Source organism: Acidaminococcus fermentans DSM 20731 (assembly GCF_000025305.1).
In the GTDB taxonomy this organism is placed as follows: domain Bacteria; phylum Bacillota; class Negativicutes; order Acidaminococcales; family Acidaminococcaceae; genus Acidaminococcus; species Acidaminococcus fermentans.
The window spans coordinates 1,382,749-1,406,373 of sequence record NC_013740.1 but is presented as its reverse complement, the minus strand read 5'-3'; the positions used below and the strand labels follow the sequence as shown (position 1 = coordinate 1,406,373).

The window sequence follows — 23,625 nt, the reverse complement described above, 5'->3', positions numbered from 1 at the left end:
GCTGACCGGGGAAGGTCGGCCTTTCCCACCATACAGGCCCCGGGGAGGACGGGGACCCATGAGGGGAGAGTGTTCAGCATGGATGAACAGAAAGAGAACCATTCTGTAGAAGAAAAACAGGAAGAACTGGAAGAACGGGTAGAGAACGAACTGATTTCCGCCCTGAACCGAAAAGATAAAGAGGCTGTCCTGAAGCTGGTGGAAGATTCCCACCCCATCGACCTGGCCTATGCCCTGGAAGAAGCCAGCGACAGCGACATCGTGTTCCTGGCCACCATCCTGCCGGACCAGCAGATGGCGGAGATCATCGAACAGGCTGATGACGAGCTCCAGGTCCGGATCATGAAGCTGTTCGATCTGAACAAGATCATCCGGATCTTCCAGCATATGTCCAAGGACGATATCGTGGATATCCTGGGGGATATGCCCGCCAACCGGCGGAAAGAGCTGGTCAAGCTGATGAAATCCAGCGACCAGGAAGTGATCCGGAACCTGCTGGGCTATGGGGAAAGCACTGCCGGCGGGATCATGACCACAGAATACATTTCCATGCGCAGCTCCCTTACCGTGAGCCAGGCCCTGGAAAAGGTGAAGGAAATCGCCCCCAAGACGGAAGAAATCAACATCCTCTATGTGCTCAATGAAAAAAAGCAGCTGGTGGGCACCGTGTCCCTCCGGGAACTTCTGGTGGCCAAGAACTATGACACCCTCCAGGACATCATGGAGGACAACGTGATCTCCGTGGAACCGGAAGCGGACCAGGAAGACGTGGCCCGGCTGGTATCCAAATACGACCTCCATGCCATCCCGGTGGTGAACAAGCGGAAGGGCATGCTGGGGATCATCACCGTTGACGACATCATCGACGTCATCGAAGAAGAAAACACCGAAGACATGTTGAAGATGGGCGGTGTCAGCAAGGAAGAAGACGTGGACAGCACGGTGCTGGAAAGCGTCAAGCTCCGGCTGCCCTGGCTGCTGATCAACCTGGTGACGGCGTTTTTGGCTTCCTCGGTGGTTTCTTTGTTCGAAGATACCATCAGCCAGGTGGTGGCCCTGGCCGCCGCCATGCCCATTGTAGCCGGCATGGGGGGCAACGCGGGCACCCAGACCCTGGCGGTGGTGGTCCGGGGCATTGCCCTGGGGGACATCAAACTCCACGGCAACGGACTCCGGATCCTCCGGGGCATCACCGTAGGCTTCATCAATGGCCTGGTGAACGGGATCATCGCCGGGGCAGTGATCGTGTGGATGAACCACAATCTGGCCCTGGGGCTCATCATCCTGGTGGCCATGATCTGCAACCTGATGATCGCAGCCCTGGTGGGGTTCCTGGTGCCGGTGGTCCTGAAAGCCATGAACTACGACCCGGCCGTGGCTTCCAGCATCTTCATCACCACTTTCACCGATGTATGCGGGTTCTTCATTTTCCTGGGCCTGGCCAAGATGTTTCTGCCATATTTGTTACAGTAATCAGCCCATTGAAAAAGTTTTTCCTATAAAGCAAAAATTTTCTTGACAAAATGCCCTTATCCTCGTAAGATAAGGGCATGCTTTTCAAAGAGAAGCAACTCAATTGCATAAGGAAATCTGATGATGGGAAAGAGTACTTTCTGGATGCGTGCCTCCAGAGAGCCGGTGGATGGTGTGAACCGGCGGCCTGGCCGAAAGGAAAATCCTCCCGGAAGAGACGGACTGAAGCAAAAATAAGTCCGTACGGCTGATCCCCGTTAGTGGAAACGCGTATGTTGGTACGTTGAGAGAGCCTGTGGGCTGCAAGGCCTGCGGGAAATTGGGTGGTATCGCGGAGATGGCTCCGTCCCTTTCAGGGGACGGGGCTTTTTTGTTTCCGGAAAAAGAAAGGATGAGGAAAATGAGTTTGAAAAAAGTTTGTGGACTGATCGGCAAGTATTTCGGCGTCATCGCTGTGGTGTTCCTGGGCATCGGGCTTTTCGCCCCCCATGCTTTTTCCTGGGTGCTGGGGAAGGCCTACGGGGTCTCCATCCTCAGCGTCATGCTGGGGATCATCATGTTCGGCATGGGGATGACCACCAGCCTCCACGATTTCGCCCTGGTGCTGAAGCAGCCCAAGAACATTTTCTTCGGGGTCTGTGCCCAGTATTTCGTCATGCCCTTCCTGGCTTTTCTGCTCTCCAAGGCCTTCCATCTGGATCCAGCCCTGACGGTGGGGGTGGTGCTGGTGGGCACCTGCCCCGGCGGGACGTCCTCCAACGTGATCACCTTCATGAGCCATGGGGATGTGCCCTTTTCCGTGACCATGACCAGCTGCTCCACGGTGCTGAGTCCCATCATGACCCCGCTTCTGACCTGGCTGCTGGTGGGCAAGCAGATCGCCTTTGATCCCATGGGCATGTTCGTTTCCATCCTCCAGATCGTGTTCGTGCCCATCGGTGTGGGCCTGGCGGTGAAGAACTTCTTCCCCAAATTCGCCAAAGAAGCGGTGGATTACCTGCCCGCCGTTTCCAGTCTGGTGATCAGCTTCCTGATTGCCGGGATCATCGGAGCCAGCCGGAACGCCATCCTGAACAGCGCCGGACTGATCCTCCTGGTGGTGATGCTCCACAATGTGCTGGGGTATCTGCTGGGCTTTGCCATCGGCAAGCTCACCGGCATGAGCTGGAAACAGATGGTGGCCCTGTCCATCGAAGTGGGGATGCAGAATTCCGGTCTGGCCACCGGCCTGGCCAAGGCCCATTTCGCCGCCATGCCCATGGCCGGTGTCCCCGGAGCCATCTTCAGTGCCTGGCACAACATCTCCGGTGCCGTCCTGGCCTACCTGTACAGCAACTATCTGAATGAAAAGTTCGATTCCCAGTATGAAGAAGAAGGGATGGAACCGGTACCGGTGAGGGTGAAATGAAAAAAGAGGTGTTGCGCGTGTGTGATTTTCACACGTGCAACACCTCTTTTTTATTCGTCTTCTTCCAATTCCTTCGGTACCATATCCTCTGCCTTCAGGGTCCCCAGCCGGGCTCTTCTGGCGTATTCGGCGGTGGCGGTGAACAGCACGTCGCTGCTGCTGTTCAGGGCCGTTTCACAGGCGTCTTCGATGATGCTGATGATGAAGCCCACGCCCACCACCTGCATGGCGATGTCATTGCTGATGCCGAAAGAGGCACAGGCCACGGGGATCAGCAGCAGGGAACCCCCGGCCACCCCGGAAGCCCCGCAGGCCCCTACGGTGGAAACGATGCACAGCAGCAGGGCCGTGGGCAGGTCAACAGCCACGCCCAGGGTATGGGCGGCGGCCAGGCTCAGCACCGAAATGGTGATGGAGGCCCCGGCCATGTTGATGGTGGCCCCCAGGGGAATGGAGATGGTGTAGGTATCCGGGTTCAGCCCCAGCCGTTTGCACAGGGTCAGGTTCACCGGGATGTTGGCGGCGGAAGAACGGGTGAAGAAAGCGTAGATGCCGCTTTCCCTGATGGTGGCCCACACCAGGGGGTAGGGGTTCTTCCGTACGTTCAGGTATACGATGATGGGGTTCATCACCAGGGCCACCAGGAAATAGGAACCCAGCAGCACGCCCAGCAGGCTGAAATAGGAAATCAGGGCGGACAGGCCGCTGGCGCTGATGGACTGGGTCACCAGGCCCATGATCCCCAGAGGAGCGAAATGGATCACCCAGGTGACCACTTTGGTGATGCCGGCGGACAGGTCTTCCAGCACATGCTTGGTTTCCGGGCTGGCCGCCTTGTGGAGAGCCAGGCCGATGATCACCGCCCAGGCCAGGATACCGATGTAGTTGGCGTTCAGGATGGCATTCAGGGGATTGTCCACGATGTTCAGCACCAGGTTGTGGACCACTTCCGCAATGCCGCTGGGGGGATTCACCTTGGCGTTTCCCAGCTGGAGCATCAGGGTCTGGGGGAACAGGAAGGAAAGGACCACGCCCACGATGGAAGCGGCGAAAGTACCGATCACATACAGGGTGATGATGGGCTTCATCTGGGTGTCGCCCCCTTCTTTCCGCTGGACCATGGCGTTCATCACCAGGATGAATACCAGCAGGGGAGCCACCCCTTTCAGGGCCCGGACGAACAGGTCGCCGAAGATGCCAACCACGGGCACGGCGCCGGGGAGGAACACGGCAATCAGGATGCCGATGATGAGACCAACGGCGATCTGGTGGATCAGGGGGATTTTACGAAGTGTGCGGATCATAGAGTTCATACGAGACTTCCTTTCTAGGTTTTAGAAAATATTGACAAATCATCGTCCTTAAGTATAATGAATTCCCATGGAAAATACAAGTGTTTTTTTAGAATGGACAGTGCCCCGGCCCCTTGAAGAAAAGCCACATTCATAGTATAGTTATACATGACGCACTGATTTTCAATATATTGTAACAACAGCAGAAGGCGAGGAATCGTTATGACAAAAATCATTCTGACCGGGGACCGTCCCACCGGCCATCTCCATGTGGGCCATTTCGTTGGCTCTCTCCAGGAACGGGTGCTGCTCCAGAACAGCGGGAAATTCGACGAAATCTACTTTATGATCGCCGATGCCCAGGCCCTGACCGACAATGCGGAAAACCCGGAAAAAGTCCGGCAGAACGTGCTCCAGGTGGCCCTGGACTACCTGGCTGTGGGCATCGATCCCCAGAAAGCCACCATCTTCATCCAGAGCCTGATCCCGGAACTCTTCGAACTGTCTACCTATTATATGGACCTGGTCACCGTGGCCCGGGTCCAGCGGAACCCCACCGTCAAGGCGGAAATCCAGCAGAAGAACTTCGAAGCCAGCGTGCCCCTGGGCTTCTTCTGCTACCCGGTGAGCCAGGCGGCGGACATCACCGCATTCCACGCCACCCATGTGCCTGTGGGGGAAGACCAGAAACCCATGTTGGAACAGTGCCGGGAAATCGTCCACAAGTTCAACAGCGTCTATGGGGAAACCCTCACCGAACCGGACATCGTGCTGCCTTCCAACAAGGCCTGCCTGCGTCTGCCCGGCCTGGACGGAAAAGCCAAGATGTCCAAATCCCTGGGCAACTGCATCTACCTGTCCGATGATGCGGACACCATCAAAAAGAAGGTCATGAGCATGTTCACCGATCCCACCCATATCCAGGTCAGCGATCCCGGCCATGTGGAAGGGAACCCGGTGTTCACCTATCTGGACGCCTTCAGCAAACCGGAACATTTTGCCGCTTTCCTGCCCGATTACGCCAACCTGGATGAGCTGAAGGCCCATTACCAGCGGGGCGGCCTGGGCGACATGAAGATCAAACGGTTCCTGAACGAAGTGCTCCAGTCCGTACTGGGCCCCATCCGGGAACGCCGGGAATACTGGGAAGCCCGGAAACCGGAAGTGGTGGACATCCTGAAGGAAGGCACTGCCCGGGCCGAAGCCAAAGCCGCTCAGACCCTCTCCGAAGTACGCGCCGCCATGAAGATCAACTACTTTGAGAACGACAACCTGCTGAAATAAAAGGGAGTGATTCCTTGGCCAAAACGTCCACGAAGGATATGACCCGGGGCGGGATCTTCCCGCATCTTTTCTGGTTTGCCCTGCCCCTCCTGTTCGGGAACCTGTTCCAGCAGCTGTACAATGCAGTGGATTCTGTGGTGGTGGGGAATTTCGTGGGTTCTGCGGCCCTGGGCGGGGTGACCTCCGTCATGCCCTGCATCAACACCCTGGTGGGCTTTTTCCTGGGGATGAGCACCGGGGCCAGCGTGGTGATCGCCCAGTATTTCGGGGCAAAAATGGGAGCAGAACTGCGCCGGGCGGTCCATACCTCCCTGGTGGGGACCTTCCTTCTGTCCCTGGTGTTCATGGCCCTGGGCTGGACCATCACGCCCTTCCTGGTGAAGAGCATGCAGACGGCGCCTACGGTGGCACCCCATTCCATCACCTATCTGCGGATTTATTTCGCCGGCATCACCGGCCTGATGATCTACAACATGGGGTCCGCCATCCTGCGGGCCGTGGGAGATTCCAAACGGCCGCTGTATTTTTTGGCCCTCACCTCCTTCCTGAATGTGGTGCTGGACCTGTATTTCGTCATCGGGCTCCGCTGGGGAGTGGCCGGTGTGGCTTACGCCACCATCCTGAGCCAGTTCGTTTCGGCGGTGCTGGTGCTGGTGGTGCTCTTCCGCAGCCGGGAGATCTATTCCCTGACCTGGGGGGAGATGCGCCTGGACCGGACCATGCTGAAAAAAATCGTGGATGTGGGGCTGCCCGCCGGGTTCCAGATGGCCCTGACGGCTTTTTCCAACATCTTCGTCCAGTCCTATGTGAATGCCTTCGGCGCTGCTTATACGGCAGGGTGGGGCATCTATATCCGGATGGATATGTTCGTGATCATGCCCATGCAGAGCATTGCCCTGGCCATCACCACCTTTACCGGGCAGAACGCCGGTGCCGGGAATCCGGACCGGATCCACAAAGGGATCCGGGTGGCCATGACCATGGCGTTTGTGGCCACCACCTGTCTGGTGATCCCGGAATTTTTCCTGGCCCCGCATATCGTGCGGTTGTTCAACCAGGAGCCGGAAGTGGTGGCAAAAGGCGTACTGTTCATCCGCTGTGTGTGCCTTTTTGACATCTTCGCCTGCATGAACCAGATCCTGGCCGGGATGCTCCGGGGGATCGGAGATGCCCGGGCACCCATGGTGATCATGCTGTTTTCCTTCGTCCTTTTCCGGCAACTGTACCTGCTGGTGGTGAGCCATCTGACCCCCAGCATCATCCCCATCGCCCTGGGCTATCCCATGGGCTGGATGATGTGCAATCTGCTCCAGTGGATCTATTACCACAAGAGCGGGTGGGAGAGACGGATCACCGGGCTGAAAAGTGCCTGAAGGAGAAAAGGAATCAGCGGAAAAAAATTTTACTGCAAAGGAGAAACCATATGGATCGCAAACTGACCGGCCTGCTGCTGGCCGGAGTGACGGCTATGAGCCTCTTTGCCGGCTGCGGCAGTGAAAAGAAAGCAGCCCCGGCAGCCCAGGAAAAGGCACCTGCGGCGGCCCAGGCCAAAGGGCCTCTGACCCTGGAATACACCTACAACAGAAAAGACGGAAAGGCCACCAACCAGATGGCCGCCTGGATCGAAGACGGGAATGGCAAAGTGGTCCGGACCCTGTTCGCTACCAAATATGTGGCCACGAAAGGCTATAAAAAACAGAACCAGGCCCTGCCCCAGTGGGTGAAGAAATCCGGGGTGGCCCAGCTGGACAAGGCCAAAGTGGACGCTTTTACCCAGGCCACTCCGCAGTCCGGACAGGTGAAAGTGGCCTGGGACGGGAAGGATGACAGCGGCAAGGACGCACCCGACGGCACCTACACACTGGTGCTGGAAGCCACCCTGTTCCAGGACAGCGATGCCGTCTACACCGGCACCTTCCAGAAAGGCGGGAAGGAACAGAACCTGGAAATGAAAGAAAAACGTACCAAAGAACCGGACCAGGCCGCCAACAAGGACATGGTCACCAACGTGAAGGCCGTGTATCGGCCGTAGAGATTCAGTGCAGAATCCTGGAACCAGGGGCTGTTGTGTTTGCAGCAGCCCCTGTATTTATTTGTAACCGAGGCGATTTTCAATGAGTAAAAATTGGCAAAGCACCCTGCTTTGCACATTGGTCATAGTCATCTGGGGCAGCCTGTACATCTCCGGGCGCCTGGTGCTGCAGCAGATCCCGGCCCTGTGGGTGCTGTTCATCCGGTACGCCCTTTCTTCGGTGATCCTGCTGGCCGCAGGGTACCATACTCTCCAGGGCCGTATAGCCATAGCCCGGAAAGACTGGGGAGAACTGTTCTTTGTGGGGGTGGTGGGGTATTTCCTTTCCAATGCCGCCCTGTTCCTGGGCATCCAGTATTCCAGCGCCTCTTTTGCTTCCCTGATCAATTCCCTGACCCCGGTGGTGATCTCCGGTCTGGCCATTATCCTTCTGGGAGAAAAGGTGACGAAACTCCAGGGGCTGTCCCTGCTGGTTGCGGTGGCAGGGGCCGGGATCATCATCGGCAGGCCCACCCAGGGAGTGACCACCGCCGGCATGGTGATCTGCGTATTCGCCCTGTTTTCCTGGGCCTATGCCACCATCCATCTGAAGAAACTCACTGCCCGGTATGATCCCCTGCTGGTCACCGGCTACGGCATGGCCATTGCCGCCCTGCTTTCCCTGCCCAGCGCCTGGGTCTTTGTCCGGGCAACCGGCGCCGCCGTGTCCTTTACGGGGACGGTCTGGATGCCTCTGCTGTATACCTGCCTGGTGTGCACCGCCCTGGCCCATCTCCTGTGGAATGAACTGCTCCAGAAGCTGCCCGCCACCTACTGCGCCTCCTTTTATCCCCTCCAGCCCCTGACCTCCATGGTCCTGGGGGTGCTCCTGCTGGGGGAGACCATGACCCCAAGCCTGATCACCGGAGCCCTGTGCATCGTGGCCGCCATGGTCCTGAACACCCTGGCCGCCCGGAGGACCCGCAACCGTTCATAGGCAGATGCCCGGCATCTGGCATCCAAAACGACCAACGATGAACGACCAGCGATGAACCCACAGCTGCACCTGGAAAGCCTGATGCTTTTCCGTCCCATATTTTACCCACCAATTCTGGTATGATGGATATAGAGAAAATCCAATATCGGAATGGAGGGTATTAATGTATGCTGCATGATTTCTTTTGGGGGACTGTCAAACTGGGGCTGTTCCTGGAATATGGGGTGCCCGCTATTGCGGGAATGATTGTTCTCATCCGGTGCCTGGCGGCGGAAGGCAATCCCCTGTCATTCAAAGGCCGAACAGGAAGGAAAGCCTACCTGATCCAGTACCTGGTTTCGTTTCTCTTGCTGTTTGCCGCCTGCCGTTTTCCCGGGTGGATTGCCTTGTTTGTGGTCCTGGTGGTGGGGACGGGAATGTACGCTGCCATGTCCCGGCGGATCCGGGACATCGGCGGCAGCAATCGCCTGGCCGTGGGTATTCCATTGCTGGTGCTGGCCCTGACCTTTGTGGAAGTGAAGGCCGTTTCCCATGGTTTGGCGGTGGTTATGATCGGGTTAGGGTTTGTGCCTGGGGGGATTCTGGAAAACAGGGAAGAACCGAACAAAATCCAGGAAGACGACGGCTACTATCATTTTAAAAATAAATAAAAGCCATGGGCAGGACAGGATTTTCTTTTAGGAAGGTCCTGCCCTGCTGCTTTATGACCATAAACAAGAACAATTACAAAAATAATGGAATGAGAGACGAAATGTATATTTCAGTGTATAATAAGAACATATGCAGTGATAAACAATAAAATGAAGGTGAGGAAATTTTCATGGGGAATTGGCTGTCTTGGATTTCAGATTTTTTCTATTTATTATTTATTATAGCTGCAGGTTTCTGTATTCTGTGGTTTTTCAGAATCAGTAAAGCTGGTTCTTTTGTGGAACAGATTATTTCTGTTTTGCAGAATTATTCTCGGGAATCCATCAGGGAAAATTACGGAAATCTTCAGGAAGAAATGGGGCAGGCCCCGTATGATTCGATTTGGAAGAAATTTGAACGGACGCTGTTCAAAAGCAAAGCAGAAGGGGTGCTGATGACCCAGGATCCGGAGGCTTTTTACAATGATCAGACTTTGTTGGACAATCTGCCTCTGGACCTATTCCATGCCATGCCGGGAATTTTTACCGGCTTGGGGCTTTTGGGGACTTTTGCCGGGATTACCGCAGGAATCAGCGGCATCGACCTGGGTAATGTGGAAACTATGAAAAGCGGGATTGAAGTCCTGCTCAGCGGGACACAAACGGCTTTTGTGACTTCTGTGGTTGGCCTTATCCTGGCACTGGTGTACAACCTCGTTGACAGCTGGATTTACCGTCCTTACACCAAAAAACTGGACACTCTGATCGATCAGCTCAATACCCTTTTCCCCTCTAAAAGCCTGGAAGAATTTCTGTCTCATCAGGCGGAACAGGCAGAAGACCAGACGGATGCCATGCGGGAACTGAATGGGGAACTGGTGGGCCGTCTGGAAGACATGTTTGTAAAGCTCAGCCAGAGCATTGATGTGGCACTGAAGAACAATTTAACAGAATCCTTCACCCAAAGCCTGGAACCGGTTTTCCAGGATTTGAACCAGTCCATTGACAAACTGGGCAGCAGTGCCGGGGATACCCTGTCCAAATCCATCGAACAGGGGGCCGGGGACCAGATCCAGGGCCTGGCCGTGACTCTTCAGGATTTCCAGGGGAAAATGGGCAGTATGATGGAAGTCTCTGAACGGCTGAATGCGGAAAATACCGCCCGGCTCCAGGGTTCGGTGGAACTGATGGTAACCAAACTGAACGAAGCCATGGACGCCAATATCCAGAAACAGGCTATTACCAGTGATGCCAGCCAGACGGCCATGAAGCAACTGGTGGAAGAGATGAATACCAACCTGAAAGCGGCACTGGAACAGATGGTGGAAGCCGGCCGGACAGCCAACCAGGCTTTGCTCCAGACTACGGAGGCTACCCGGGGGACCATCCAGGAGATTACAGATACCATGAGCCGGAGCACCCGGACCCAGAAGGAAGAAATGATTCAGGTGACGGCCAATATGAAAGATTCCGTACTGGAAGTGCTGAAACAGCTCCAGCACGATATGCAGGAACGGAACCGGACCATGGATGCCTATATGGCCGGGCTGAAGGAAATGCTGGGCCACAACCGGGAAATCATGGCTTCGGCCGGGAAAACGGCAGACAAGTTTGCTTTGGCCAGCACACCCATGCAGAAGGTGGCGGATACCCTGGGCAGTCAGCTGAACCTGGTGGTCAGCGCCAGCAACCAGTTCAACAGCCATGTGGATCAGAACGTCCAGAAGCTGGTCCAGGTCAGCCAGAGCAGCCAGAAAGACCTGGAACTGATCCGGGACTCCATGAGTACCATGCGCAGTGCCTGGGAAAACTATCAGCAGACTTTCCAGGGAGTCAGCCGGGAAATGCGGGATGCTACGGATACTTTGGCCCGTACTCTGGAACAGTACAATACTTCCACCAGCAAATGGCTGTCTGAAACTCTTGGTCAGTACGACAAGAGCATCAAAGAGGCCATGAATTCTGTGTCCACCATCAACCAGAGTCTGAGTGATTCCATCCAGGATCTGTCCGATGCCATGGACAAGAACAGACGGCACTAAGGAGAATCTGAATGTGGAAGAAAAAGAAAGAACAGAAGGCCCAACAGAGCGGTGATGCCTTTACCACCTCGGTCAGCGACCTGATGGCTGGGCTCTTGAGCATCTTTATCTTGGCTCTGTGCTATTTCATGCTGAATTTCCAGACGGTGACCAACAAATATACAGGGAATACGGAACTGCGGAATCAGCTGTTGAAAGATGTAGGGAAGGATCTCCAAGCTCAGGGACTCCAGGTGCGGATCGACACCAAGCAGGGGGTGCTGCGGATCCCAGAAAGTGTGTTGTTTGAATCCGGGGAAGCCAATATCAAGGAACAGGGCCAGGCGGCTGTGGGCAAGCTGAGTCAGTCCCTGTTGAAAACCATGACCCGTCCGGAATACCGGGAAGCCCTGGAAACAGTTTTCATTGAAGGCCATACGGACAATGTTCCCATCCACAACGAGTTTTTCCAGTCCAACTGGGAACTTTCCACACAGCGGGCCATCAATACCTGGAACCTTATGCGGAATGATGTACCGGAATTCAACTGGCTGGTGAATCCCCGGGGAGAGCCCATTTTCTCCTGCTCCGGTTATGCGGAAACCCGGCCGGTACGGGAAAACGGACTGGATCCCAATTCGGAAGAGGGAAGAGCCGCCAATCGGCGAATCGATATCCGTTTTGTTATGATGCCGCCCCAGGATCCTGGGGAAAAGCCTTCGGGAGGAAGTCATGGATAAGTCGCTGATGCACAGTCTGGAACGGCTGAAATCTTTTAAAATCCGCCTCCCTGAAGTCTGTCTGCATCCCGGAAGGCCGGTGGAACTGGAAAAATGGCTGAAAAAGACAGTGTCCGATTCCGGAAGACGGCCAGCACTGGATCCGGTGACCATGGAAGAACTCTATACCAAGGTGAAAGTACAGGAAAGAGGGAAGAAAGTACAGCTAGACCTAAGGCGGGAGGTTCCTTTCCTGCCGGTCCTGCTGACCCGTGAAAAAAAAGAAAAACCCCGTTTTTATGAAGTACTGCTTCAGGACATCCTGAAGGTCATTCAAGAGGGAATTCCCCGTTCCGCCCGGCGGAACACCTTCCGGAATCTGGTATTTGCCTACTTCACTGTATACGGACAGCCTTACAAGGGGGAACGGATGCAGAAATGCATCTCCCTGTTTCTCCAGAAAGATCCGGAACTGCTGAAATCGGTGCTGTATCTCCGGAACCGGAAACAGCTGCTGAAACCCAACGGACACAAGCTGCTGACCCGGGAAATCCAGAAACAGCGAAGCTTCCGGAAGGCGCTGGAGGAATTCTGCTGGCCGGTGAACCTGTGGTATGGATCCTTTTCACAGTGGGCCGTCAAAGATTTTTTCCAGCTGGAGGAAGAGGACGACTGGGATGAACTGTTCGGCGTGCTGAAAGAAATTTGTGAGGACAAAGCCTGTGGGAACATGGTCCCTTATGCTGCGGAAAAGATGATTTATCTGACGGACCGGTTCGGTGACGGAAACCGGGAAAAAGAAGTACGGATCCTGCTGTTTCAGGCGCTGGGAGATCCCCGGGATCCGGGAGCCAGCCTGAACTGGGTGGATGTGGAGGAAAGAGCCCGGGAAATTTTCCTGTCCTGGTTAAAAAAGAACGATCTGAACCTGTTCTTTACCATTATTTCCAAGACAGTACGCCAGGTTGCCACATCGGAAAATATGTGGAAATACCGGAAAAACTTTTGGGAAAAGTATCTGGATGCCATGTACTATACCCGGGTGTTCCTGGGCCCCGATGCGGAACGGATCGCCTGGCGCATGGAGCTGGCCAAACAGGGAATGGGCTTTGGAAGGCTAAACGGGTCGGGAGATTCGATGAGAAGTCTGCTGATGTTCAGCATTGGAGATTATGTTTTTATAGAAGCCAGTCACAATGGCAAACTAAGAATTTGGAAAAGGGGAAAAGAGCCCTTGCCTTTTTATCAGGCGAAATATACGTATAAAGGCTTTTCTTATTCGGACGTTACACAGGCTTCCAATGTGGAGAAGGATTTTGTCCATTCCAGTTCAGAAACCGGTTCCTGGCAGCGGAAGGTCAATGAATGGGTGCGGAGACACTGTGGAGTACAGCCCAAAGAAAGCCGATGGAGGTAAAATATGACCAACCACCACTTTTGGATAGCCCAAGAGAAAGGATATTTTTATCCCTGTCACCAAACAAAACCTACAGGAGATTGGCCTCTGATCCAGGGACAGCTGGAAATCCTGGCCTCTGAAGGGAAAGTGGAGGAAGAACCGGAAGGATTCCTGCTGCCCCATGTCCAGGCGGTGGACCTTGATCCGGAAATTTCGGAAATTCTGGAACTGCCGGATTATTTCCCTTATACAATCACCCTTCGCAGTCATGGCAGCCTGGGCTCCCCGTCCTTTCGGTATGAGGTGGAATACCTGCGCCCGGACGGGACGCCTTTTTATGGCTTGGTAGTACGGGGTTCTTACGTGGAGCTTAGCCGGGAAACCTGTTACCGGTTCAACCGTGACCAGTATGATTTGCTGAGCCTGGTGGAAGAAAGCAACCGGGAGAGCCAGAAAATCCAGGACAGAGGGAAAGTCAGTCAGTACAATACTCTTCAGCTGGCCCGGATCAAGGAACGGGCGGAAAAAATCCATGCCACCCTGGACCGGTTCATGGAACGGCAGAAAGTTGTTACGGCTGACAAGCTTTCCGTGCGGCTGGAAAAGAATCCAGACGGTTCTTTTTCCGTACTGCCGGTCCTCTTGCGGAGGGATGGGGATTCCTATACCCGGATCGAAGCAGATTCGCTGGACCAGGGGTTTCGGAGCAATCCCTACAACACACGGAAAATCTATGGGCCGGACAAGACCCAGTATGTTTTCACTCCAGAACAGGCGGAAGGCATCCGTCAAATGCGCCAGTGCCAGCGGCTTTCTCCAGAGGCGGCCCGACAGGTGGCAGAACATCCCCGGGAGGTTTTCGGTTCTGAAGCCTTTGATTTTGATTTGGGTGTGTACGGGGACAGGGTGGTTTCCATTGGGGAATTCCTGGCTCCGGATCTGCCTTTTTCTCTCAGCTCCGGACGGAAATGGCTGCCTCCGGAAGGAACCGTTGAAGAAGATGGCCGGGAAGGTTCAGCTCATAAGACGGAAACATTTCATCTGAAGGAAAAAGACTATCCGGAATTGTTCCTGAAGGTCAGTGATGCTCTGGACCGGGGAGAAAAATGGATTGTCCTGGGCAGTCAGGAAGTGGAACTGACGCCAGAATTTTTGGACTATGTGGATCAGCTGAAGGCAAAAGCTGCAGAAAAACAAACGGACCAGGTGCAGGGACCAGAAAATACCGGAGAAAAGAAAAAAGACGCATCTCTGCAAATCCAGGAAAATTTCCTTTCTCAGGAATATCATTCTCGGAAAGCAAAACGGGAAAAGCAGCTGGGCGGGAACCGTCTGGGAAGTTTTCTGGGCAAGGGACTCAAAGAGGGTATTCGCCCCATGCCCCATCAGCAGGTGGGGATGGAACAACTGGCGGCCTGCTGGGAGAGTGGTTGTCATGGGGTGCTGCTGGCGGATGATATGGGTCTGGGGAAAACCCTGCAGGCTTTTGGATTCCTGTCAGCACTGAAGAAAGCCTATGGCAGCAGGGACATGGCATCGGTGCTGATTGTGGCACCGGTTTCCTTGCTCCAGAACTGGATGGAAGAATACCGGAAATTTGTGGCAGAAGGCGTATTCGATAGTATTGTGCCCATGTATGGCAGTGAGCTGAAAAAACACTGGGCCCGGAATCCGGACGGAAGCCGCTGTTATTTCCGGCCCCCGGACCCCAATCTGAAGGAAGTCTCCATGTTGGATTTTCAGGACCGGGAACGGCAGATTGATTACAGTCAGAATCACTTGATCCTGACCACCTACGAAACCCTTCGTGAACTTCAGCTTTCTTTTGGACGGGTGGCCTGGAGTGTCATGATCCTGGATGAAGCCCAGAAAATCAAAAATCCGGCCACCCGGACTTCTGTAGCGGCACGGGCCATGAACTGCGATTTCGGGCTGGCACTGACAGGAACTCCCGTAGAAAATTCCTGGACGGATCTGTGGACCATTATGGATTTTGTGGAACCGGGAAAACTGGAATCCCTGAAAGATTTCAACAGCCATTATCAGCATCAGTTGCAGAATCTGGAAAACAAGGGGGGACGGCTGAAAGAACTGGGAGACCAGCTGCGGAAGAATCTGGATCCCTGTTTTATCCGGCGGCTGAAGGAGGATGTGAATCTGGGACTGCCTGCCAAAGAAATCCTCCGCTTCAAGGATCCCATGCCGGAAGAACAGCGGAAACTGTATGGGGAAGTGGTCCGGGAAGCACAGGCAGGGCAGGGAGAAAAATCCATTACCATGCTCCAGGCCATTGCCCGTCTCCGGGATATTTCTCTTTGCCCCAGTCTTGGTGCGGGGAATGGAAAGAGATATTCGTTGGGTGATCCAGATTGTTTCTTCGGTTCCTCTGCCAGACTGATGCGGACAAGAACAATCCTGGATGGAGTGAGAACCAAGGGGGAAAAGGCCCTGATTTTTGTGGAAAGCAGGAAGATTCAGCTGCTGCTACGGACTTTTCTGGAACAGGTCTACGGCATCCAGGTGCAGCCGCCCATTAACGGGACCACACAGGCTGTGGCACGGCAGAAAATGGTGAACCAGTTCAACCAGGCCTCAGGGTTCCAGGTGCTGTTGCTGTCCCCGGAGGCTGCCGGTGTGGGGCTGAACATCACCGGAGCCAATCATGTAATCCATCTCAGTCGCTGCTGGAATCCGGCCAAAGAAGACCAGGCCACGGACCGGGCTTACCGGATTGGGCAGAAAAAGGCGGTAACCGTCTATCTTCCCATGGCAGTGGATACGGATTTTCCGGAGGAGGCGTCTTTTGACCTGAATTTGGATGCTCTGCTTCAGTACAAACGAGATTTGAGCCGAAGTGCCCTGTATCCTACGGAAGCCAGTGAAGAAAACGCTTTGGCCATGCTGAAACGGATTGAAGAAGCGGCAGGGTGAAAAGCGGCAGAGCTCCTTTTTCGTCCCACGCAAAAGGAAACCATCTGCCAGAGCAGCTGCTTTTGAAGGGAGACGCAGCCCAGGGGGCTGCTAACCCACCACCAGCCTTGCGGCTGGTCCCCAGCTACGGCATAAGCGACCGCCAACGCCGCTAAAGCGTCGGGCGCCTGCTTATGCCCTTGCAAAGGGCGGATTGAAAACCGGAAGTCAGGAAGGGGGGCCTGTGATCGCCCCTGCGGCGTTGGTATCAGATGTCTGATTCCAAAGGTCAGAGAAACGGGGCCTTCGGTAACCTCGTTTCTGAGATTTTTCGTTATATCTCTGACCTCAACGTCGTAGGGGCTATCCGGAGGAGAGCCCGTCCCGGCCGCCCAAGGGGCAGATCCATTCAAAGGCAAATGCCCGGCATTTGGCGTCAATCGGCCGCTGACAGCTGACTGTTGACAGCTGACAAAGGCCGCCGGAATCTCCGGCGGCCTTTCCATTCGGAAGGAAAACGCCCAAAGCGTTTTCCAACCTATAACAATCCATGCAGTTTTCCCAGTTTCTGGATCTGGTCCAGGGAATAGTGGGTAATTCGGGAAATGGTTTCCACGGGGATCTTTTCCTTCAGCATGCCCAGGATGTTGGCTTCCCGTTCTTTTTCCCGGCCCTTCTCCATACCCTTCTGCATGCCCTTCTGCATACCTTCCTGCCAGCCTTCTTCTGCTGCTTCTTTTTGGCGTCTTCTGATTTCATCGCTTAAAATCATGTATTCTCGCCTCACTTTATCCATACTTTTGACAAGATGGACTTCCTGATCCAGGCTTTCCACGAACCTTCCTTCAGCCGCTTTTCCGTCCACGTACCGGAGAAAGGCGGCGATGTCAGGATCTGCCGCATTCTCGCTGCCCTTGCTGTTCAGGAACATCCGGGTCTCTTCGTCTTTTAATTGTACCCTGTTATCCTCTTTACAGCAATGGGTAAAAGTGTAAATGGGCAGCCCTCTGTGAAAAGGGTCGAAGGTGCAGATGAAGATCACGTAGGACGGATTCAGTTCTTCGTAGGGTTTGCCCTTGTCCAGCAGCTCTCCATCGATCAGGCTCTGGTAGAAACGGCTGCGTTTGGCCAGGTCATTCCTGGGGGAATTGGAACACTGCATTTCGATGTCGTAAACACGGCCTTCATTGTCTTCCACGAAGACATCCAGGCGGATGCTTTTGCCCTCCAGACGGAGATCGATGGTTTTTTCGAAACTCTGGTACTGGAGGGAACGGATCTGGATGTTCAGGAACTTTTCAATCAGATGTTTGCAAAGCCGTTCATTGCGCATGACATGCTGAAAGAGAAAATTGTCCCGGATGGTGAGTTCGTCAAAGGTTTTGATTCTTTCCATAGACTGGCCTCCTTAAAAAGTTGTATGGGGAATTTCTTCTGAAGGGAACAGAAAAAATCCTTCCCAACTGGAAAAAGAAGGTCATTATCAGGCATTTTACCGGCATGAATGGGATTTTTGGGGCCTGGTCAGAAGGCAGACACGGCCCCGCGGGATGCACGGAGAAGAGTGCAGAGCGGGACGATGAACGACTCACGATGAACGACCAACGACTCCCGATGAACCACATTCTGTCCCCAATTCTCCCCACTTCTTCTGCTATACTGGAATCAGGAAAACAAAAGGAGGGTTTTATCATGAGCTTTGTATTGGCAGAGGATATGGATTTTGGTACGGTGGAAACGGCGGTCTATGGGTATGTGAATTTCTGCCAGGGGCCGGATTTTTATGAATTCCGGATGAGCCCGGAGGCGGCACGGCCTTTTATGGAGAAGATTGAGGAGGCTCTGGCGGGGCTCAATGAGGTGCTGAAAAAGCTGGATCCCCAGGCGGAAACTTTGGAGCAGGCCATTTACCAGGAAGGGAATGAAGACAACCAGGGGACCATCGTGTTCACCGCCTATCTCCTGGGGCCGGTGGCCATCGATGGGGACTGGATGAGCGAAGGGGATGCCCTGAAGTTCATCGATGAGATGGATCCGGAATGGAAGCAGAATGTAACCTGCGATCTGGTGGCCGACCAGTGTGATTTCGGAAACATCGTATCCCTGCAGCTGAAACGGCTCGATGGAAGGGAATGAACCAGGGCAGAGTGAAGAGGAGGACGGCGGGGCCGGGATGGTCCATCGGGATGCCGTAAGGGAGTGTCTGGTTGATGTTTTTCGTACGGAAAAACGGGCTGGAACGCATTGTCTGATACGGAAAGGGGCGGTCACTATGTTTAGGGTTCTGCTTGTACTGCTGTTGCTTCTTATGGGGTCCTGTTCTTCCTTTGCCGGTCCGTATGCCAGGGCCGATGCGGCTGCTGCCAAACCGCCTGTACTGGTCCAGGTTTCTGACAAGAAGTTCACGGAATTCTATGAAGACATCCTTCTGCACAACCGTGCCAAAAACGTCAATCTGCATTTGGAAAAGGTCAATGAGGAACCGGTGGAAGGGGAGGCCTATGATATTTATCTGGTGGCTGCCAAACGGCCCAATGCTTCCGACAAACAGAGTGCCCTGATCCAGATTTTCACCAATAAGGCCGGGTATGTTTCCAAAATCGCTATTTTGGTCATGATGAATAACCAGGAAGGGATACGGGCTGCCTGTTTGTCAGAATATGTTCTGTTGGGAGCCCTGGGCATCCCGGATCATACGGACAAGATGTTCATGAAGTATGTCCTGAGTCACCGGATCCCCTTTACTACGGCCATCTGGGATGAGTGGGCCAATCGGAATCTGGTGGTATACCATGGTCCATCTCCCGTATCAGATGCGGCATTTTACATCAGGATTACGGCTTATGACAAGAGATTCCCGAATTCCCGGTGATGCGGCAGCATCTGGCATCCAAAACGACCAACGATGAACGACCAACGACTCACGATGAACCAGAAGGAGGTGTCCATGATGTATTTTGCGAACCGACGGATCCGCCGGGGGCTGGTCCTGGGCTGCCTGCTGCTTTCTTTTGCAGCGGGGCAGCCGGCTCTGGCCCGGGATCCGGAAATCATGTCCAATCTGGGGGCCATTACCATCAGCTGTTCCATCTACCCAGGTCAGGCTGCGGTGGCCGGGGTGGCCACGGGGGATACCATGGGCCGGGTGGAGGAGGTGCTGGGGGCGCCCCAGTCTGTGAAATATGGAAGGGCTGCCAGGGAATACCATTACCCTTCCCGGACCCTGTTGTTTATCCAATATATGGCGGACACACCCTATGTGCTGACGGACATGAAAACGTCCAAATGGGGGGATGCCACCCCGGACGGGGTCCAGGTGGGCATGGGGGAAACGGTGCTGAACGATGTGTACGGTCAGGCGGATTCTGTATGGACCCGGCAGTATGATTCTCCCAAGATCCCGGCAGAGGAAAATGCCAAAAACCATGCCAGACTGGACGAAACCATCTACGAATACCACGCCAACAAAACCACCACCCTGGCCTTCAGGGTAACCCGGGGTGTCATCCGGGAAATCCACATCCATCAGGCGGAGTGAAGGAAATAAGAAGCCAGGCGGGCCGGAAGGGCCGGCAGATCCATTGCGGTGCCGTAAGGGCCGCTGACCGTTGACCGTTGACAGCTGACAAAGGCGCTGTGAAAAAATCATCCACAGCGCCTTTATTTCGCTTGCGTCAGCTGGCTTCCATCGGCTAGTGACTAGAGACTAGTGACTAGTGACGGGGTGTGAAAAAGCATTTTTTCACACCCCCTTTCCAGTTTACTTTCCTTCTTATGTACGGTACAATAAGGACTGTCTGACAGTTTCTGAATCTATCTACAGAATGGAGAAAAACATGAGCAACGAAAACAAGAAAGTCAAAGTCCATTATGAAGGGACCCTGAACGACGGGACCAAATTCGATTCTTCCTATGACCGGGGGGAACCGCTGGAATTCGTGGTGGGTGCCGGCATGATGATCAAGGGATTCGATGATGCGGTCCGGGATATGGCTGTGGGGGAAGTGAAGAACATCCACCTGATGCCGGAAGAAGCCTATGGGCAGCCCAATCCCCAGAACGTCCTGACGGTGAAAATCGCCGAGATGCCCGGTTCTGAAGCCCTGGAAGTGGGCCAGCGGGTGGCCCTGAGCACGCCCAACGGCCAGCAGATTCCGGTGCGGGTGACGGAAAAGACCGATTCCACCATCACCTTCGACGCCAACCACGAAATGGCCGGAAAAGAACTGAACTTCAAGATTGAACTGGTCGAGGTGGAAGGGTAACATGGACCCTTTGTATTTCCTTGAACACCAGTTCCTGCCGGCGGTGGTCTATCCCGGGCCAGACGGGAAACAGATCAGCCCCTTCCTTCTGGGGAACGGGTTCGGGCCCTTGTGTGCAGGGGTCCTGAAAGACCTGCCGGAAGCCGGGGAAGCGGATGGACCGTCTTTCCAGGAAGCGGATTTTTCCGCGGAAGGGCTGGAGATCCGCAATGAACACACTGGCCTGCCCCAGTGCTATGTGCTGCGGATGCATTTTCCTTTCAAGGAAGGCTGGAATTTCAATACCCTGTGTCCCCGGGCCTATCTGGTCCACGGGCTCCAGGGGGAAGATCCCCGGTATTACACCGTGGAATATGATGCCAGTGCCATGGGGTACTTCCTCTGCAGCTGGGACGGGGAAGGAAACCACACCAATTACGGCCCGGTGGAAGCCGGGGAAGACCCGGAACTGGCCATGATCCTGAAGCGGGAAAAGGGGCGGATGGAGGCCGGGGAGAAGTGAAGAGCTGGTAAGACGTCAGAGGTCAGCCTGCCCGCGATAAGCGGAACGGACCGTAAATTCGGGCGGGGCGCCGGGCCTGCGCCCCCTGCTTCTTTTGTCCATCCCCATCCATTTGTGCTATAATGGGTGCAATTCTGTATGAGGGGTTGGTTCTTATGGGAACTTCCATGACAAACGGCCGCAGGGAATCCATCATCCTGCGGACCAGTTTCATTGGCATCGGGGTCAATATACTGCTGGCGGGATTCAAGGCGGTGGTGGGTTTTTCCACCAATTCCATTGCCATCCTGATGGATGCGGTGAACAACCTGTCCGATGTATTGTCTTCCATTATTACGGTGGCCGGAGCCAAACTGGCGGACCGGAACCCGGATTTCGAACATCCCTTCGGCCATGGCCGGTATGAATATCTCAGCGCCCTGGTGATTTCCCTCATCATTTTCTATGCGGGCATCACGGCTCTGGTGGAAAGTGTGAAAAAGATTCTGGATCCGGAAATCCCGGAATACACCACTGTATCCCTGGTGCTGCTGGTGGTGGCGGTGATTGCCAAAATCATCCTGGGCCGGTATGTGAAGGCCCGGGGGAAGGAAGCGGATTCCGGGGCTCTGGTGGGGTCCGGGTCCGATGCCCTGTTCGATGCGGTGCTGTCTTTTTCCGTGCTGGTGGCGGCACTGGTGTATCTCCAGTGGGGAATCCCGCTGGAATCCTATGTAGGGGCTTTCATTGCCTGTTTCATCCTGCGCAGCGGCTATGGACTGCTGCGGGATACCCTGAATGAAATCCTGGGAGAACGGCCGGATCCCCAGCTGGTCCGGGAAATCAAGAACCTGCTGGTGGCGGAACCGGAGATCCGGGGAGCCTATGATCTGATGATCAACAACTACGGGCCCGGCCGGAACTATGCTTCCGTCCACATTGAACTGCCGGATGTGATGACGGTGGAACAGGTGGACCGGCTGACCCATCGGATCAACCGGAAGATCTTCCAGGCCACCGGGGTCCATCTGTCCGGAGTGACGGTGTATTCCTGCAACACCCGGGATCCGGAGGCGGCAGCCATCCGGGAGAAGGTGAGCGGTCTGGTGATGAAGCATACCTGGGCTCTCCAGGTCCATGGGTTCTATGTGGACCGGAAAGCCAAAACCATGCGGTTCGACGTGGTGGTCACCTTCGGCCGGGACCGGGATGCCATTGTCCGGGAACTGGAAAAAGAAGTGGGGGCCCTGTACCCGGGCTACCGGGTGTCCGTGGATGTGGACCGGGATATTTCGGCGCTGCAGGGATAAAAAGGGGGTGTGAAAAAATGCTTTTTCACACCCCGTCACCAGTCACTAGTCTCTAGTCACTAGCCGATGGAAGCCAGCTGACGCAAGCGAAATAAAGGCGCTGTGGATGATTTTTTCACAGCGCCTCTTTTTTTACTTCACCTTCTCCAACAGCTCCGGGAACGGGGCCAGGACTCTGGGCAGGATCCCGTTCATGCAGGCGATGGCGATGCCGTAATTGGTCATGGGCACGTTCTGTTTTTGGGCGGCGCCCTGGCGGTAGGCCACTTCCTGGGGATTCAGCATGCAGGCGCCGCAGTGGATTACCAGTTTAAAGGAAGAAAGGTCGTCCGGGAACCCCTTGCCGCTGCTGTAGTGGAAATCTGGCCGGGCTCCGGAATATTTCCGGATCCAGTTGGGCAGCTTCACAGTGCCGATATCGTTGCACTGCCGGTGATGGGTGCATCCTTCGGAAATCAGCACCGGGTCTCCGTCCTTCAGGTCCTTCAGCTTCAGGGCACCTTCCAGGAAGGGGGCCAGCTGACCCTTGTAGCGGGCGAACAGGATGGAGAAGCTGGTGAGCCGGATCTCCGGGGGCACCATCTGACTGACCGTATGGAAGGCCTGGCTGTCGGTGACCACCAGGCTGATTTTTTGGCCCAGAAGGCGGATCATGGCGGGCAGTTCCTGGGGCTGGACAACCAGGACGCTGCAGTGGCCGTCCAGGAGTTCCCGGATGGTCTGCTGCTGGGGCAGGATCAGCCGTCCCTTGGGGGCGCTTTCGTCACAGGGTACCACCAGCACCACCAGGGCATGGGGTTCCAACAGGTCCAGGAGCAGGGGCTTTTTCACTTCCTCTTTGCCCAGGGCCTGGGAGATCCGTTCTTTCAGTTCCCAGATCCGGGTGCCGGCCTGGGCGCTGACCAGCATGCTGTGGTCCTTCAGGTCTTCCGGCAGGGTGAAGCTGGGGACCAGGTCGCATTTGTTGAACACCACCAGGTAGGGGATCTTCCGGTCCCGGATTTCCTGGAGCAGCTTCCGGTCGAAATCGTTCATCCCCGTGGCGGCATCCACCACCAGCAGGGCGATATCCGTGCTCCGGAGCACCAGACGGGCTTTTTCGATCCGGGACTGGCCCAGATCCGTATCATCGTCCATCCCCGGGGTGTCGGTAAGGAGCACCGGCCCCAGGGGCAGGATCTCCATGGCTTTGGATACCGGATCGGTGGTGGTGCCTTTGTAATCGGATACAATGGCCAGGTCCTGGCCGGTAATGGCGTTGATCAGGGAAGATTTGCCGGCGTTCCGGCAGCCAAACAGGCCGATATGGGTACGCTCCCCGGAAGGGGTGGCGTTGAGAGATGCAGGCATACAGGGTCCCTCCTTGGGAAATGGGCTTTGCCGAACATTAGACAAAGTACAAAGAATGATTGTTTGCCCTTATCAT

20 protein-coding genes and 1 other annotated feature are annotated in these 23,625 nt (G+C 55.0%); of the genes, 17 read left to right on the top strand and 3 right to left on the bottom strand.

Annotated elements, in window-relative coordinates:
* Positions 1–78: 78 nt before the first annotated feature.
* Together mgtE and ACFER_RS06475 are read left to right on the top strand one after the other, a co-directional pair.
* Positions 79–1,473, top strand: a complete 1,395-nt coding sequence (gene mgtE / locus ACFER_RS06480; protein WP_012938619.1) for a magnesium transporter — start codon at positions 79–81, stop codon at positions 1,471–1,473.
* Between the two features lie 111 nt (positions 1,474–1,584).
* Positions 1,585–1,827: a binding site (T-box leader), on the top strand.
* Between the two features lie 46 nt (positions 1,828–1,873).
* Positions 1,874–2,881, top strand: coding sequence for a bile acid:sodium symporter family protein (locus ACFER_RS06475; protein WP_012938618.1), 1,008 nt, complete (start codon positions 1,874–1,876; stop codon positions 2,879–2,881).
* A 50-nt stretch (positions 2,882–2,931) separates the two neighbouring features.
* On the opposite strand, the gene sstT is transcribed toward ACFER_RS06475, so the two are convergent.
* A complete protein-coding gene (gene sstT, locus ACFER_RS06470; protein ID WP_012938617.1) occupies positions 2,932–4,194 on the bottom strand; it encodes a serine/threonine transporter SstT in 1,263 nt (420 codons plus the stop codon).
* Between the two features lie 201 nt (positions 4,195–4,395).
* Between sstT and trpS the strand changes: the two genes are divergently transcribed.
* The 9 genes from trpS to ACFER_RS06425 all read left to right on the top strand — a co-directional run bounded on the left by trpS (position 4,396) and on the right by ACFER_RS06425 (position 16,164).
* Positions 4,396–5,457 carry a tryptophan--tRNA ligase gene (gene trpS, locus ACFER_RS06465; protein WP_012938616.1) on the top strand — a complete coding sequence of 354 codons (1,062 nt, stop codon included), beginning with the start codon at positions 4,396–4,398 and terminating at the stop codon, positions 5,455–5,457.
* Positions 5,458–5,471: 14 nt separating this feature from the next.
* A complete protein-coding gene (locus ACFER_RS06460; RefSeq protein WP_012938615.1) occupies positions 5,472–6,830 on the top strand; it encodes an MATE family efflux transporter in 1,359 nt (452 codons plus the stop codon).
* A gap of 50 nt (positions 6,831–6,880) precedes the next feature.
* On the top strand, positions 6,881–7,489 hold the full coding sequence (locus tag ACFER_RS06455) for a DUF2271 domain-containing protein (RefSeq protein WP_012938614.1): 609 nt from the start codon (positions 6,881–6,883) through the stop codon (positions 7,487–7,489).
* A gap of 82 nt (positions 7,490–7,571) precedes the next feature.
* Positions 7,572–8,465, top strand: a complete 894-nt coding sequence (locus tag ACFER_RS06450) for a DMT family transporter (RefSeq protein WP_012938613.1) — start codon at positions 7,572–7,574, stop codon at positions 8,463–8,465.
* Between the two features lie 167 nt (positions 8,466–8,632).
* Positions 8,633–9,115, top strand: coding sequence for a DUF805 domain-containing protein (locus ACFER_RS06445; protein WP_012938612.1), 483 nt, complete (start codon positions 8,633–8,635; stop codon positions 9,113–9,115).
* A 170-nt stretch (positions 9,116–9,285) separates the two neighbouring features.
* Complete coding sequence (zorA, locus tag ACFER_RS06440; RefSeq protein ID WP_012938611.1) at positions 9,286–11,136, top strand: anti-phage ZorAB system protein ZorA; 1,851 nt, start codon at positions 9,286–9,288, stop codon at positions 11,134–11,136.
* Positions 11,137–11,147: 11 nt separating this feature from the next.
* Positions 11,148–11,855 (top strand): OmpA/MotB family protein, encoded by a 708-nt coding sequence (locus ACFER_RS10870; protein ID WP_012938610.1) that lies wholly within the window; start codon positions 11,148–11,150, stop codon positions 11,853–11,855.
* Positions 11,848–13,251 (top strand): EH signature domain-containing protein, encoded by a 1,404-nt coding sequence (locus tag ACFER_RS06430; RefSeq protein ID WP_012938609.1) that lies wholly within the window; start codon positions 11,848–11,850, stop codon positions 13,249–13,251. The genes ACFER_RS10870 and ACFER_RS06430 overlap by 8 nt, the downstream gene beginning before the upstream one ends.
* Before the next feature lie 129 nt (positions 13,252–13,380).
* The gene (locus ACFER_RS06425) at positions 13,381–16,164 is read left to right on the top strand and encodes a DEAD/DEAH box helicase (protein WP_187287512.1); all 2,784 of its coding nucleotides are present in this window, start codon (positions 13,381–13,383) and stop codon (positions 16,162–16,164) included.
* A gap of 517 nt (positions 16,165–16,681) precedes the next feature.
* On the opposite strand, the gene ACFER_RS06420 is transcribed toward ACFER_RS06425, so the two are convergent.
* A complete protein-coding gene (locus ACFER_RS06420; RefSeq protein ID WP_012938607.1) occupies positions 16,682–17,539 on the bottom strand; it encodes an Rpn family recombination-promoting nuclease/putative transposase in 858 nt (285 codons plus the stop codon).
* 296 nt (positions 17,540–17,835) lie between these two features.
* On the opposite strand from ACFER_RS06420, the gene ACFER_RS06415 reads away from it, so the two are divergent.
* From ACFER_RS06415 to ACFER_RS06390, 6 genes are all read left to right on the top strand, one after another.
* Positions 17,836–18,279 carry a hypothetical protein gene (locus ACFER_RS06415; RefSeq protein ID WP_012938606.1) on the top strand — a complete coding sequence of 148 codons (444 nt, stop codon included), beginning with the start codon at positions 17,836–17,838 and terminating at the stop codon, positions 18,277–18,279.
* A 136-nt stretch (positions 18,280–18,415) separates the two neighbouring features.
* On the top strand, positions 18,416–19,015 hold the full coding sequence (locus ACFER_RS06410; RefSeq protein ID WP_012938605.1) for a hypothetical protein: 600 nt from the start codon (positions 18,416–18,418) through the stop codon (positions 19,013–19,015).
* Between the two features lie 75 nt (positions 19,016–19,090).
* Positions 19,091–19,681 carry a hypothetical protein gene (locus ACFER_RS06405; protein ID WP_012938604.1) on the top strand — a complete coding sequence of 197 codons (591 nt, stop codon included), beginning with the start codon at positions 19,091–19,093 and terminating at the stop codon, positions 19,679–19,681.
* Positions 19,682–19,979: 298 nt separating this feature from the next.
* The gene (locus ACFER_RS06400) at positions 19,980–20,408 is read left to right on the top strand and encodes an FKBP-type peptidyl-prolyl cis-trans isomerase (protein ID WP_012938603.1); all 429 of its coding nucleotides are present in this window, start codon (positions 19,980–19,982) and stop codon (positions 20,406–20,408) included.
* A 1-nt stretch (position 20,409) separates the two neighbouring features.
* Positions 20,410–20,910 (top strand): hypothetical protein, encoded by a 501-nt coding sequence (locus ACFER_RS06395; RefSeq protein ID WP_012938602.1) that lies wholly within the window; start codon positions 20,410–20,412, stop codon positions 20,908–20,910.
* A gap of 155 nt (positions 20,911–21,065) precedes the next feature.
* The gene (locus ACFER_RS06390) at positions 21,066–22,199 is read left to right on the top strand and encodes a cation diffusion facilitator family transporter (protein WP_012938601.1); all 1,134 of its coding nucleotides are present in this window, start codon (positions 21,066–21,068) and stop codon (positions 22,197–22,199) included.
* Positions 22,200–22,331: 132 nt separating this feature from the next.
* Here ACFER_RS06390 and hydF read toward each other — a convergent pair whose 3' ends face one another.
* Complete coding sequence (hydF, locus tag ACFER_RS06385; RefSeq protein ID WP_012938600.1) at positions 22,332–23,549, bottom strand: [FeFe] hydrogenase H-cluster maturation GTPase HydF; 1,218 nt, start codon at positions 23,547–23,549, stop codon at positions 22,332–22,334.
* Positions 23,550–23,625: the final 76 nt, after the last annotated feature.